A 12,194-nucleotide genomic window follows, 5' to 3' on the forward strand; every position below is an offset into this window, starting at 1 on the left:
AGCCTTGATCGGGTATCGCGCGGCTGAACCTGAACCCGGCTGCAAGGGGCTGTCACCATGTCAGAGAGCAAGAATGGACTGAGTTATGCGCAGGCCGGGGTCGATATCGACGCGGGCAATGCGCTGGTAGATGCGATCAAGCCCGCCGCGAAGGCGACGACACGTCCGGGTGTCATGGCTGGTCTGGGCGGTTTCGGTGCGCTGTTCGACCTGAAGGCGGCAGGTTATCAGGACCCTATCCTTGTCGCTGCGACCGATGGTGTTGGCACGAAGCTGCGAATCGCCATTGATACGGACCATCTGGATACAATCGGGATTGATCTGGTGGCGATGTGCGTCAACGATCTGGTGTGTCAGGGGGCAGAGCCGCTGTTCTTTCTCGACTACTTTGCGACTGGCAAGCTGGATGTGCCAGCGGCCACACGCATCATTACCGGCATTGCAGAAGGGTGCCGCCTGTCAGGCTGTGCGCTGATCGGTGGTGAGACAGCGGAAATGCCGGGCATGTATGAAGCCAAGGATTTTGACCTTGCCGGTTTCGCCGTTGGTGCAATGGAACGCGGCGCGGATCTGCCCGCCGGGGTTGGGCTGGGTGATGTCTTGCTTGGCCTATCGTCTGATGGCATCCATTCCAATGGCTATAGCCTTGTGCGCAAGGTGGTGGAACTGGCGGGGCTGGGCTGGGATGCGCCATCGCCCTTCGGTTCCGCCAGTCTTGGTCAGGATCTGCTGGCGCCCACGCGCCTTTATGTGAAACCTGCCCTGTCTGCGATCCGCGCGGGCGGGGTGCATGCCTTGGCCCATATTACAGGCGGTGGGCTGACGGAAAATCTGCCCCGCGTCTTGCCTGAAGGGTTGGGCGCCGAGATTGATCTGGCTTCATGGCGCATGCCCGCGGTATTTGGCTGGTTGGCATCCGAAGGCGGGCTGGATCAGGCCGAAATGCTGAAAACCTTCAATGCAGGCATTGGCATGGTTTTGGTGGTTGACGCCGATCAGGCCGACGCCCTGACGGAGTTGCTGCGCGACGCGGGCGAGCAGGTGCACCGGCTGGGCCATGTCAGCGAAGGCGCGGGAATCCGCTATTCTGGTAGATTGGCATGAACAAGCGCGTCGCGATCCTGATTTCAGGGTCGGGGTCCAACATGGTGGCGCTGGCGCAGTCTATGCAGGGGGACCATCCCGCGCGGGTGTGCCTTGTGCTGTCGAATGACACGCAGGCCGGGGGCCTTGTCAAGGCGCAGGCAATGGGCATACCGACGGCTGTGGTCGATCATCGCGCGTTCAAGGGGGACCGGACTGCCTTTGAGGCAGAGCTTTTGAAACCACTGCAAGCGGCCCGGCCCGATCTGGTTGCGCTTGCCGGTTTCATGCGGGTGTTAAGCGCGGATTTCGTCGCACAATTCGAAGGGCGGATGCTGAATATTCACCCCTCGCTTCTGCCGAAATACAAGGGATTGAACACCCATGCCCGCGCGATTGAGGCAGGCGATGCCGAGGCAGGTTGCACGGTGCATGAAGTGACTGCCGCCTTGGATGACGGGCCTATTCTTGGTCAGGCTCGCGTGCCAATTCTGCCCGGAGATACGCCAGAGAGGCTTGCAGCGCGGATTTTGCCGCTGGAGCACCAGCTTTACCCGATGGTGCTGCGCCGGGTGGCCTTGGGCGAGGGCGGGCTTATAACGCTGCCCTGAAGGCACGTATTTCACGCTCGATACGCAAAAGCTGCGCGCGGGCCATGCTCTGATCAAGGCGCAGCAGCATGATTTCTCTTTGAGCTGCTTGTCTTTCGCGCTGCGCAGCCCTTGCTTCGGATTCGCTCAAATCCCCGCGTGGCAGAATGGAACCTCGCCCCTGAAGCTGCGCAATTTCACGTCCGATTTCTACTATCCGTGCACGCTGTCGATGTGCGCTCAGACCAAGCTCATATCCTTGCAGAAACCGCGCTTCGCTCGCAGCAGGGCAGACATCGCGATAGCGCCGCCCTGCCTCGCCTTCGCGCAAACCACTTTGGGGGGTGCAATAGGTGACAAGCCCGCGTGCATAGCCCTGATCCCACAAGCTGCGCTCCGGTGTGACATCGACCTTGGCGCAGGCGGTGACATGGCGGGCAAACTGTGCCTCGCTTTCGCGGCCTGCTGCGCCGTCACGCTCTCCCACTGCGGCCCAATCGCCCTCTAGACAGTCTTCGCGCGAGATTGATGCGCACCCAGACAGGGTTGCGAGCATCAAGATAAGTGCAGCAAAACGCAACATCAGTTCCCTCCATCAGGCATGGGGTTCAGGGTCCAGTTTGTGCTCTGGGTCAAAGGACCATCCTCCGGGCGTAGCAGGATAGATGGAAAGCCGTTGTGGTTCGGCGCATCCGGCCAACCTTGGCTTTCCAGCGCGACACCATAAAAGGGGCGCGTGTCCGTGGTGCCATCATGGACCTGTAGCCCGGATTCAGTCGTGGACAGACTCAGGCTTGGAGCGTTCGGCTGGTCAGACAGGTCCAGCCAGGCAACCGCGCGCATCGGCTGGCGGGTCTGCGACAGGCAAAAACACTGGTCATAACCGGGGGGCTGTCCCAGCGGCTGACCCTGCCGCAAGTCCAGACGTCCGATAACAGGCTCCGGCCCTGCAATCGGGTATAATTCCGGGCCAACCGGCAGCACGTGATCGGCTGCAACGCGCAACCGGTGTCCCGCAAGGGGCCCGCGCCCTCTCAGGTTCCAATAGGCATGAGGGGCCAGATTGGCCAGCGTGGGCCGGTCCGTGCGACTTGTCAGGTCAAGCGCCAGCGTGGTGCCGCTGACGCTGTAGCATGCGTCAAACCTGCGTTTGCCCGGAAAGCCGCCCTCGCAATGGGCCAGTTCCAGCGACAGCGTGACATGTGCTGCCCCAAGATCCGTGATCTGCCACAGGCGCTGATGAACGCCCTCTGGGCCGCTGTGCAAAAGCTGCCCACCGTCATTGGGAACAAACCGCCAAAGCTGGTCTGCAATCATCGCTTCGGCCCCGCGCAACCGTCCGGCAACAGGGCCGACAACCGCACCGCAATAGATATTCTGGCCGCCATACGCCTCGGCGCGGTCGAACCCGACCACAAGCGATTGCGATAACCCCGCCAGATGCACGCTGTTCAGGATCGCCCCAAGGGTCAGGATGCCAACTTCCATCTGGTCCGTGCGCAGCACGACCCTGTGCGCCTGCCCGCCGCAGGGGGCAAGGCCGAATTCCGTGATCTGGCCTTGCTGCACCTGGCTACCCGTTGCCCTGTGCCATGCGCGCGGCATACAGCCCCACCGCCGCCGCATTCGAGACATTGAGCGAGCCGAAATCACCAACCGCCGGAATCCGCACAATCAGATCACAGGTGTCGCGCGTCTTGTCGCGCAGCCCCGGCCCTTCGGCCCCAAGCACCAGCGCAACAGGGCCGGGGGGGAATTGCGCGAGACCTTCGGCCAGACTGACCTCGCCCGTGCCATCAAGCCCCAGAATCACATAGCCAAGCGATTTCAGCAGCTCCATCTCCTCTGCCAGATTGCGCACACGCAAATAGGGCTGGCGTTCCAGCGCGCCGCTGGCAGTCTTGGCCAATGCGCCGGTTTCGGGTGCGGCGTGGCGCTGGGTGGCAATGACGGCCTGCGCGCCAAAAACCTCGGCCGAGCGCAGGATGGCGCCCACATTATGCGGGTCGCTGACACGGTCCAGCAGCACAACCAGCCCGCGCGCCCCTTCTGGCGCACAGACGCTGCGCGTATCGCCCCAGTCCAGCGGGCGCACTTCCAGCGCCGCGCCCTGATGCACGGCCTGCGCATCCAGCGGGGCTGCGAATTTGCGCGGGTCGCTGATCTCCGGCTCCATGCCCGAGGCCGCGACCGCATCGGCCAGCTTGTCGGCGGCGTTGCGCGTCAGGATCAGGCGGCGCTTGTCGCGGGCGGGGTTTTTCAGCGCATCCTCGACCGCATGCAGGCCGAACAGCCAGATCGTGGCCGCGGCACTGGCACGCTTGGCGCGTTCCTTGTCGATCACCCAATCGGGTTTCTTCATTGTATAATCGCTCTCATCATCTTTCAGCGGCAGAGGCCAAGCATGCGCAGAGCGGGGGGCAGGTGCAAGGGCGAAATGGGGGGCGCAAGAAGTTGGGGCAGGGGGCTTTTGTGCCCTTGACGCCTGCCTGTGCCTTCGATAATTGGGCTGCATCTAGGGCGACGGGCTGCAAGGTGCGGCAGCGGACTGTAACTCCGCCGGGGAGACCCACGCCTGGTTCGATTCCAGGGTCGCCCACCACTTTTCCTATAATTATCAGAGTGGTGGGGCTGTTCCGGCAGTGCTGTCTGCGCTGCTCATTTTCTCACGCGTAGTCGCCGAGTGTCGGGTGGTCGGCGCGCTTTCTTGCGGTGCCGAAACAACGCTGCGCGGAGTCAAGGGCGTCAGCCCGCCGCGCCTCAATGGGCCGTCCCCCGGCACGGCGATTTGGCTGGCCATTGCGCGCAGCTTTGATTTTGCGAGGATGTGGCAGGCATAAAGCGCTATAGCTTTGCCCGTGGCTCGCCGCACCACGGCCCGACGCTGCGCGGCTCACTCTTACAGGGATAGGGTCATCCAAAGGGTTGTGTCGTCGGAAGTAAGATTACGCGCTGAAACCTCGTTCGATAATACTCCAAGGTTTAAGCGCATCCCATGACTTCAATTACTCACGCGTTTGGATATAATTTAGTTCGTTTTCGATGTCTTCAATCATCATGATTTGCCGTTTGGATAGAAATCTAACATCGCTTATGCGATCTAAGGCTCTGATTTCTTCAATCTTCCAGTCTTCTACGTCGTCAATCAATTTCTGGAACAAAGTCTCTTTCTCGCCTTGCAACTTACTTCCCAGATCGTTGCATTCTGTTATTGCTTCCATTCTTGCAATTGAAACAGAAGTCACAGTTTCGGGTTTGCCCATACTATCGTGGCGTCGATGCAGTTCTCTGACGCGTGTTTTGAGCTGAACAGCGTGAATATTTAGCGCATGGATAGCTTCATCAAACGCTGCGATCGTCGCTGCATGGGCGCGCCGCTGCTCAGACGCATCGATCATTGACTGGTTTTCACGCGAAAATTTGTGACTGTCTTGCGCGATCTTGCGCGCAGTCAGAATTGACCAAAGTGCAAGCGCTGCCGCTAATACCGCAGCTAACGTTTGTATAAGTTCCAGAGCATTGTTCGTTAAAAACTCATCCATCCATCTTCAACGCCGAGATAAACGCCTGCTGCGGAATCTCCACTTTCCCGAACTGGCGCATCTTCTTCTTCCCGGCCTTCTGCTTCTCCAGCAGTTTCTTCTTCCGCGTCACGTCGCCGCCATAGCATTTCGCGGTCACATCCTTGCGCAGCGCCGCCAAAGTCTCGCGCGCGATGACCTTGCCGCCGATGGCCGCCTGAATCGGGATCTTGAACATGTGCCGGGGGATCAGGTCTTTCAGCTTCTCGCACATCGCCCGGCCCCGCCCTTCGGCGCGGTCACGGTGCACCATCATCGACAGCGCATCAACGGGTTCGTCATTCACAAGGATCTGCATCTTGACCAGATTATCCTGCCGGTAGCCGGTAATCTCGTAGTCAAAGGACGCATAGCCCTTGGTGATGGATTTCAGCCGGTCGTAGAAATCGAACACCACCTCATTGAGCGGCAGGTCATAGACCACCATCGCGCGGCTGCCGGCATAGGTCAGTTCCTGTTGGATGCCCCGCCGGTCCTGACAAAGTTTCAGCACATCGCCCAGGTAATCATCCGGCACCAGAATCGTGGCCTTGATGCGCGGCTCTTCAATATGGTCCACATGGGTCAGGTCGGGCAGGTCGGCGGGGTTGTGCAATTCCTGCACCTCGCCCGAGCGCATATGCACATGATAGACCACACTTGGCGCTGTGGTGATCAGGTCAATGCCATATTCGCGCTCCAGCCGGTCGCGGATCACTTCCAGATGCAGCAAGCCCAGAAAGCCACAGCGGAAGCCAAACCCAAGCGCGGCAGAGCTTTCCATCTCATAGCTGAAAGACGCGTCATTGAGGGCGAGTTTTTCAATCGCCGTGCGCAGGTCTTCGAATTCCGCCGAATCGACCGGGAACAGCCCACAGAACACCACAGGCACGGAGGGTTTGAACCCCGGCAGCGGTGTTTCGCAGCCCTTTTTCTCATGGGTGATGGTATCGCCCACCTTGGTGTCGCGCACCTGTTTGATGCTGGCTGTCAGAACACCAATCTCGCCCGGTCCCAGCTCTGCCACATCGACCATCGCCGGTTTCAGCACCGCCAGTTTGTCGATGCCGTATTTCGCGCCCGTCTGCATCATCTTGATGTTGTCACCCTTGCGGATGACCCCGTCCATGACGCGGATCAGCACCACCACGCCCAGATAGGGGTCGTACCAACTGTCAACCAGCATGGCTTTCAGCGGCGCGTTGCGGTCGCCCTGCGGGGCGGGCAGGCGGGTGACGATCGCTTCCAGCACATCGGGAATACCCAGGCCGGATTTTGCGGAAATCAGCACGGCATCAGAGGCGTCCAGCCCGATCACATCTTCAATCTGCGCGCGCACCTGCTCTGGCTCGGCCGCGGGCAGGTCGATCTTGTTGAGGACGGGCACGATCTCATGATCCGCCTCTATCGCGGTGTAGACATTGGCCAAGGTTTGCGCCTCGACCCCTTGCGAGGCGTCCACCACCAGAAGCGAGCCTTCCACCGCCCGCATGGAGCGCGACACTTCATAGGCAAAGTCCACATGGCCGGGCGTGTCAATCAGGTTCAGGACGTAATCCTGCCCGTCATTGGCGCGGTAGTCGATGCGCACTGTGTTGGCCTTGATGGTGATGCCGCGTTCACGCTCAATATCCATCGCGTCGAGCATCTGCTCTTTCATGTCACGATCAGCGACTGTGCCGGTTGACTGGATCAGCCGGTCAGCTAGCGTGGATTTACCGTGGTCGATATGCGCCACGATCGAGAAATTGCGGATATTTGCGAGCTCTGTCATGATGCTCGTATGTAGTGGAAAATGGCGCTGGTCAATATGCCTTGCACGCGCAGATCAGTTCTGCGCGTGCCTGCGCGAATAGCGGTTGTTCGATGGGCTGTACCAGCCATCCAGCGAACCGGCCGCGGGGGCATGGATTGTCACTTCCAGCGGGTGGCATTGGGCGGTATCTGACGAATGTTCCGCTCCGCAATCACCACCCGGACAGGCCGACAGGGCGCATAGCAGGTCTATTTCGGCAAAGAATTCGATGAAATCCCCTTTGCGCGCGGGGCTGGCCTTCATGAAATACTGCCCGGTGTCGCGGGTGAAGCCGGTGCACATGAACACGTTAAGCACATCATGGACCAGCGCCTCTGCCTCATGCAGGGGTTTTTCCAACTCATCCGCCAATGCCCGCGTCAGGTTGGAATGGCAGGTGTGGTGATAGTCCTGCCCGCTCAGCAGATGGTGGGTATACGGGTCGCAGCGCGTGCCGATCACGTCATGAACGCGCCCGCCATGTTCATCCACCCCGTACCAGTCGAGTGAATCTTCCAGAACGGTCGCCATGGGGCGCAGATAGGGCAGGCAGGACCAAAGCCTGTCGCCTGTGCGGATATGGCTGCCATGCAGCGCGCGGGTCTTGCCGGAATAGAAGCGCTCTTCCAGATTGCGGGCCTCAAACAGGTTCAGATCACCGACCTGCGGGCCTTCGGGGCAGGATATGCGAAAGAAGCTACCGGCGGTGACATAAAAGCAGCGCGCTTCGCGCGGGGGAATGACAATGCGCCCTGTCTGTGTGGCACCGGTTCGTGCGGCGCGGTATTGCTCCATCGGGGGAATGCGCAGGGTCTCATTCGGATAACAGATCACGGGGGCGACGGCGCGGCGCGCCTCGGCATCCTTTGGGGGCTTTGGCATCACTTTTCTCCTGCAAGGCAATATCTCGGCTCACGGCCCTTGGGCAGGGCCGTTTCTGCGCCACAGGCGACACATGTAAACAGCACGCGGCCATCCGCCAGTTTGCGTGTGTCCTGTCGCCAGCGACACTCACGCCGCTTCCACGGCTGAAGGACCAGAATCAGTGCAACGACAATCAGAACGCCAAGAACGAGGATCATGCCTCAACTGTGGGGCGCACAGGATGCAAGGTCAAGGGATTGTCACCATCCCTGCCGCGCGCAATTCGGCATGATCAGGATACCACATCGGGTTCTGCGGCAGGGTTCCCAGCCTTTCGACAAATTTCTCGTCTATGGATTGCGCACGGTAAATCGCCAGATCCCGCTGCATTTCAACGGCCGGGTCGATCATGCCGAAGTGATTGTCGCGCTGTAGCGCATATCCGTGCAGCCCGATCTGCCCCTCTGGCGAAAGTGACCGGGCAGAACCGCCTGCAAAGATGAGGGCACAGGCCGATGCGCAATGACCATCGACATGGGTGGCAATCTGGTGTTCGCGCAACACTGTGACCACGCCCCGCGCTTCGGCGACATATCCGCCACGGCTGTCCAGCACCATACGCTTGATCTGAGGATGTGCCGCGACCATGTTGCGAAGCGCCTCGGTCATGCCAAAATCCACCAGCCCGTTGAATTCGAAAGACTGGCCATCATCACTCAGCGATAATTCGAATTGCGGCGGCGGGGCAATGCGTTGCGGTTTTGGCAAGGCTTCAGTCCGGGCCATGCCAATACCGATGATCGCAAGTCCTATAAGCGCAAGCCCCAGTAGGACGCGCAACACATAAATATCGATTGGCCGTTCATGCATCTGTCCAAGATGCACGGAAAGTACATATTTTTCTACGGTCGATTTGTCGCAATAGCGCCATTGTCAGAAACAGCACGAAAAAACCGCGCCCCTGTGTGCAAGGGCGCGGTTTCCGAAGCAATTGGGCAGCAGGTTTACAATACCCGCTCGACCATCATCTTTTTGATTTCAGAAATTGCCTTGGCCGGATTCAGCCCCTTGGGGCAGGTCTTGGCGCAATTCATGATCGTGTGGCAGCGATAAAGCTTGAATGGATCATGCAGGTCATCCAGACGCTCGCCCGTTGCTTCATCGCGCGAGTCGATCAGCCAGCGATAGGCATGAAGCAGCGATGCAGGGCCAAGATAACGGTCGCCATTCCACCAATAGCTGGGGCAGGAGGTCGAGCAGCAGGCGCACATCACGCATTCATATAGCCCGTCCAGCTTTTCACGGTCTTCGATCGACTGCCGCCACTCTTTCGCGGGCGTGTTAGAGCTAGTCTCCAGCCACGGTTTGATGCTGGCATGCTGCGCGTAGAAATGCGTCAGATCCGGCACCAGATCCTTGACCACAGGCATATGGGGCAGGGGGTAGATCTTGATATCGCCCTTCACCTCATCCATGCCGAAAATGCAGGCAAGCTTGTTGCCGCCGTCAATATTCATCGCGCAAGACCCACAAATCCCCTCGCGGCAGGACCGGCGGAAGGTCAGGGTCGGGTCAATCTCGCTCTTGATCTTGATCAAGGCGTCCAGAACCATCGGGCCGCAGGTATCCATATCGACAAAATACGTGTCAACGCGCGGGTTTTCACCATCATCCGGGTTCCAGCGATAGATCTGGAATTTACGCAGGTTCTTGGCGCCCTCGGGCTTTGGCCAGGTCTTGCCTGTACGCATCTGGCTATTCTTGGGCAGGGTCAGTTGGACCATGAGTGCCTCCTTAAAGCAGGAACGGGGCAAGCCCGTCTGTGGCTAGACATCTAATCGTTTCGGGCCGTGTGGCAATCTCGACCACCAGCTCGCTGGTCTGGGGGCTGACAGTGCTTTGCCCCGCTGCCAGCGCAAGCCGTGTCAATTCGCTGGCGCTGGCATTGTTGATGACGCAATGACTGGCCGGTTCCAGCGGTATGCCGGGAAAGTTCTCGGCCAGGGCAGGGCGCACGGCACTGCGCGCGGCATCGCGGGCCAACTGGTCTTGCACATCTGCACAAGCGACCAGCGCCAGCAATGCCCAGACTGCGGCAAAGCGGATCAATAGACACGCGCCTTTGGCGCAATCTTCTTCATGTCGATCCCGCCATCGGCTTCGGCGGTCAATGGCGTGGTGACAACAGGCCGGTAATCCAGCCGCACTTCTGCCCCGTCAGCCCAAGCCAGCGTATGCTTGCGCCAATTGGCATCGTCGCGATCGGGGTAATCCTCATGCGCATGTGCGCCGCGGCTTTCCTTGCGCGCCTCTGCGCTGACCACTGTGGTCAGGGCACATGGCATCAGGTTGTCCAGTTCCAGCGTTTCCATCAAATCAGTGTTCCAGACCAGTGAACGGTCGGTGACCTTCAGATCAGCTGTCTTGGCGGCAACGGCCTTCATTTTCGTGCAGCCTTCGGCCAGGGTCTTGTCGGTGCGGAACACGGCCGCATCTGCCTGCATGGTTTTCTGCATCTCAAGGCGCAGTTCAGCCGTCGGTATCGCCCCGTTGAGGTTGCGGAAATGGTCAAACCGCGCGACAGCCTTGTCCACACTCGCCTTGTTCAGCGTCGGGTTGGCGGCTTTCGGGTCGACCACCTGCCCGGCACGGATGGCCGCAGCGCGGCCAAACACAACAAGGTCGATCAGTGAATTGGACCCAAGGCGGTTGGCGCCATGCACACTTGCGCAGGCCGCTTCGCCAACAGCCATCAGGCCGGGGGCAATGCGGTCCGGGTTCTCGCTATCGGCATTCAGCACTTCACCCCAGTAATTCGTGGGAATGCCGCCCATATTGTAATGCACGGTCGGCAAAACCGGGATCGGTTCCTTGTTCACATCGACACCAGCAAACACACGCGCACTCTCCGAGATTCCGGGCAAGCGCAGTTTCAGTGTCTCTGGTGGCAGGTGGTTCAGGTGCAGGTGGATATGGTCCTTGTTCGGACCGACACCGCGCCCTTCCCGGATTTCCATGGTCATGCAGCGCGACACCACATCGCGGCTGGCCAGATCCTTGTAGGTGGGGGCATAGCGCTCCATGAAGCGTTCGCCCTCGGAATTGGTCAGATACCCGCCCTCGCCGCGCGCGCCCTCAGTAATCAGACAGCCCGCGCCATAGATGCCGGTCGGGTGGAACTGGACGAATTCCATGTCCTGCAACGGCAGACCCGCCCGCGCGATCATGCCATTGCCGTCGCCTGTGCAGGTATGCGCCGAAGTGGCAGAGAAATAGGCGCGCCCATAACCACCTGTTGCCAGCACGACCATCTTGGCGCTGAACAGATGCAACGTGCCGTCATCCAGCTTCCACGCCAGCACGCCCTGACACACCCCATCTTCGGACATGATCAGGTCAGTGGCGAAATACTCGATGAAGAATTCGGCCTTCTGCTTGACGGACTGGCCATAGAGCGTGTGCAGCATGGCGTGGCCCGTGCGGTCGGCAGCGGCGCAAGTGCGTTGCACGGGCGGGCCTTCACCATATTCGGTTGTATGGCCGCCAAAGGGGCGCTGGTAGATCTTGCCTTCCTCGGTGCGCGAAAACGGAACGCCGTAATGTTCCAGTTCATACACGGCCTTGGGCGCTTCGCGGGCCAAGTACTCCATGGCATCCGTATCACCCAGCCAGTCGCTGCCCTTGACTGTGTCATACATATGCCACTGCCAGCTATCCGGGCCCATATTGCCCAGACTGGCCGCAATGCCACCCTGCGCCGCAACTGTGTGCGAGCGGGTCGGGAAAACCTTGGTCACGCAAGCGGTCTTCAGCCCTTGCTCGGCCATCCCCAGTGTCGCGCGCAAGCCAGCGCCACCTGCGCCAACCACGACAACGTCGTAAAAATGTTCTTCAATCTTGTATGCAGACATGTCTTTCCCTCAAGCGCTGAACAGCACAGTTGCAACCGACAGCACACCAGCCACACCAAAGGCCCAGCATAGCAGCGTATTGGCCAAAAGCGCGGCAGTGCGCTGCGCCTTGTTGGGGACGTAGTCCTCAATCACAGTCTGCAAACCTTGTTGCAAATGCGCAAACACCGTGATGATGAACAACACAGCCACCAACGCGTGCCAGAGATTGGAGTAGGTGGCAACAAATGCCTCATGTCCACCGCCCAATGTGCGCCCGAACGGAAAGATGAACAGCAGTGTCAGCGGAATAAGCGCAACGGATGTTACGCGCTGCGACCACCAGTGATGCGATCCTTCGCCTGCTGCGCCATGCCCATGGACGCGGGCGTAATCTGTCTTGAAACCCATA

Annotated in this window: 14 protein-coding genes and 1 tRNA gene; 3 read left to right on the forward strand and 12 right to left on the reverse strand. The window is 59.7% G+C overall.

Annotation, left to right across the window (positions count from 1 at the left end; translation table 11 throughout):
• The first annotated feature begins 57 nt into the window (after window positions 1-57).
• Both purM and purN read left to right on the forward strand, forming a co-directional pair.
• Window positions 58-1,104: a phosphoribosylformylglycinamidine cyclo-ligase gene (gene purM, locus EV660_RS04455; protein ID WP_071481233.1), complete on the forward strand. Its 1,047-nt coding sequence runs from the start codon at window positions 58-60 to the stop codon at window positions 1,102-1,104.
• Window positions 1,101-1,694, forward strand: coding sequence for a phosphoribosylglycinamide formyltransferase (gene purN, locus EV660_RS04460; RefSeq protein WP_071481232.1), 594 nt, complete (start codon window positions 1,101-1,103; stop codon window positions 1,692-1,694). The genes purM and purN overlap by 4 nt, the downstream gene beginning before the upstream one ends.
• On the opposite strand, the gene EV660_RS04465 is transcribed toward purN, so the two are convergent.
• The 3 genes from EV660_RS04465 to rlmB are packed head-to-tail and all read right to left on the reverse strand — an operon-like array spanning window position 1,678 to window position 4,035.
• Window positions 1,678-2,256 (reverse strand): DUF2799 domain-containing protein, encoded by a 579-nt coding sequence (locus EV660_RS04465; RefSeq protein ID WP_071481231.1) that lies wholly within the window; start codon window positions 2,254-2,256, stop codon window positions 1,678-1,680. The two genes, purN and EV660_RS04465, sit on opposite strands and share 17 nt — an antisense overlap.
• Window positions 2,256-3,278 carry an aldose epimerase family protein gene (locus EV660_RS04470; RefSeq protein WP_071481230.1) on the reverse strand — a complete coding sequence of 341 codons (1,023 nt, stop codon included), beginning with the start codon at window positions 3,276-3,278 and terminating at the stop codon, window positions 2,256-2,258. Before EV660_RS04470 ends, EV660_RS04465 begins: the two co-directional genes overlap by 1 nt.
• The gene (gene rlmB, locus EV660_RS04475; RefSeq protein ID WP_071481229.1) at window positions 3,247-4,035 is read right to left on the reverse strand and encodes a 23S rRNA (guanosine(2251)-2'-O)-methyltransferase RlmB; all 789 of its coding nucleotides are present in this window, start codon (window positions 4,033-4,035) and stop codon (window positions 3,247-3,249) included. Before rlmB ends, EV660_RS04470 begins: the two co-directional genes overlap by 32 nt.
• A gap of 156 nt (window positions 4,036-4,191) precedes the next feature.
• On the opposite strand from rlmB, the gene EV660_RS18560 reads away from it, so the two are divergent.
• A tRNA-Tyr gene (locus EV660_RS18560) sits at window positions 4,192-4,275 on the forward strand.
• Window positions 4,276-4,678: 403 nt separating this feature from the next.
• Here EV660_RS18560 and EV660_RS04480 read toward each other — a convergent pair.
• The 9 genes from EV660_RS04480 to sdhD form a co-directional block, all read right to left on the reverse strand.
• Window positions 4,679-5,215, reverse strand: a complete 537-nt coding sequence (locus tag EV660_RS04480; protein ID WP_071481228.1) for a hypothetical protein — start codon at window positions 5,213-5,215, stop codon at window positions 4,679-4,681.
• Entirely contained in the window at window positions 5,208-7,007 is a 1,800-nt protein-coding gene (gene lepA / locus EV660_RS04485) for a translation elongation factor 4 (protein ID WP_071481227.1), read from the reverse strand. Before lepA ends, EV660_RS04480 begins: the two co-directional genes overlap by 8 nt.
• A gap of 54 nt (window positions 7,008-7,061) precedes the next feature.
• Entirely contained in the window at window positions 7,062-7,910 is an 849-nt protein-coding gene (locus EV660_RS04490; protein WP_071481226.1) for an urea carboxylase-associated family protein, read from the reverse strand.
• A complete protein-coding gene (locus tag EV660_RS04495) occupies window positions 7,910-8,110 on the reverse strand; it encodes a hypothetical protein (RefSeq protein WP_071481225.1) in 201 nt (66 codons plus the stop codon). The genes EV660_RS04490 and EV660_RS04495 overlap by 1 nt, the downstream gene beginning before the upstream one ends.
• A 31-nt stretch (window positions 8,111-8,141) precedes the next feature.
• A complete protein-coding gene (locus EV660_RS04500; RefSeq protein WP_071481224.1) occupies window positions 8,142-8,762 on the reverse strand; it encodes a COG3904 family protein in 621 nt (206 codons plus the stop codon).
• 134 nt (window positions 8,763-8,896) lie between these two features.
• Window positions 8,897-9,676 carry a succinate dehydrogenase iron-sulfur subunit gene (locus tag EV660_RS04505; RefSeq protein WP_071481223.1) on the reverse strand — a complete coding sequence of 260 codons (780 nt, stop codon included), beginning with the start codon at window positions 9,674-9,676 and terminating at the stop codon, window positions 8,897-8,899.
• 10 nt (window positions 9,677-9,686) lie between these two features.
• Entirely contained in the window at window positions 9,687-10,001 is a 315-nt protein-coding gene (locus EV660_RS04510) for a hypothetical protein (protein ID WP_084634951.1), read from the reverse strand.
• Window positions 9,998-11,803 carry a succinate dehydrogenase flavoprotein subunit gene (gene sdhA, locus EV660_RS04515; protein ID WP_071481222.1) on the reverse strand — a complete coding sequence of 602 codons (1,806 nt, stop codon included), beginning with the start codon at window positions 11,801-11,803 and terminating at the stop codon, window positions 9,998-10,000. The genes EV660_RS04510 and sdhA overlap by 4 nt, the downstream gene beginning before the upstream one ends.
• A gap of 9 nt (window positions 11,804-11,812) precedes the next feature.
• The gene (gene sdhD / locus EV660_RS04520) at window positions 11,813-12,193 is read right to left on the reverse strand and encodes a succinate dehydrogenase, hydrophobic membrane anchor protein (RefSeq protein ID WP_071481221.1); all 381 of its coding nucleotides are present in this window, start codon (window positions 12,191-12,193) and stop codon (window positions 11,813-11,815) included.
• Between the last annotated feature and the right edge of the window lies 1 nt (window position 12,194).

Origin of the sequence: Roseinatronobacter bogoriensis DSM 18756, assembly GCF_004366635.1 — a bacterium.
Lineage (GTDB): Bacteria > Pseudomonadota > Alphaproteobacteria > Rhodobacterales > Rhodobacteraceae > Roseinatronobacter > Roseinatronobacter bogoriensis.

Excerpts from the sequence above, each read along its gene's own strand:
- purM (WP_071481233.1), top strand. The coding sequence starts at position 58 with ATGTCAGAGAGCAAGAATGGACTGAGTTATGCGCAGGCCGGGGTCGAT.
- purN (WP_071481232.1), top strand. The coding sequence starts at position 1,101 with ATGAACAAGCGCGTCGCGATCCTGATTTCAGGGTCGGGGTCCAACATG.
- EV660_RS04465 (WP_071481231.1), bottom strand. The coding sequence starts at position 2,256 with ATGTTGCGTTTTGCTGCACTTATCTTGATGCTCGCAACCCTGTCTGGG.
- EV660_RS04470 (WP_071481230.1), bottom strand. The coding sequence starts at position 3,278 with ATGCCGCGCGCATGGCACAGGGCAACGGGTAGCCAGGTGCAGCAAGGC.
- rlmB (WP_071481229.1), bottom strand. The coding sequence starts at position 4,035 with ATGAAGAAACCCGATTGGGTGATCGACAAGGAACGCGCCAAGCGTGCC.
- EV660_RS04480 (WP_071481228.1), bottom strand. The coding sequence starts at position 5,215 with ATGGATGAGTTTTTAACGAACAATGCTCTGGAACTTATACAAACGTTA.
- lepA (WP_071481227.1), bottom strand. The coding sequence starts at position 7,007 with ATGACAGAGCTCGCAAATATCCGCAATTTCTCGATCGTGGCGCATATC.
- EV660_RS04490 (WP_071481226.1), bottom strand. The coding sequence starts at position 7,910 with ATGCCAAAGCCCCCAAAGGATGCCGAGGCGCGCCGCGCCGTCGCCCCC.
- EV660_RS04495 (WP_071481225.1), bottom strand. The coding sequence starts at position 8,110 with ATGATCCTCGTTCTTGGCGTTCTGATTGTCGTTGCACTGATTCTGGTC.
- EV660_RS04500 (WP_071481224.1), bottom strand. The coding sequence starts at position 8,762 with ATGCATGAACGGCCAATCGATATTTATGTGTTGCGCGTCCTACTGGGG.
- EV660_RS04505 (WP_071481223.1), bottom strand. The coding sequence starts at position 9,676 with ATGGTCCAACTGACCCTGCCCAAGAATAGCCAGATGCGTACAGGCAAG.
- sdhA (WP_071481222.1), bottom strand. The coding sequence starts at position 11,803 with ATGTCTGCATACAAGATTGAAGAACATTTTTACGACGTTGTCGTGGTT.
- sdhD (WP_071481221.1), bottom strand. The coding sequence starts at position 12,193 with ATGGGTTTCAAGACAGATTACGCCCGCGTCCATGGGCATGGCGCAGCA.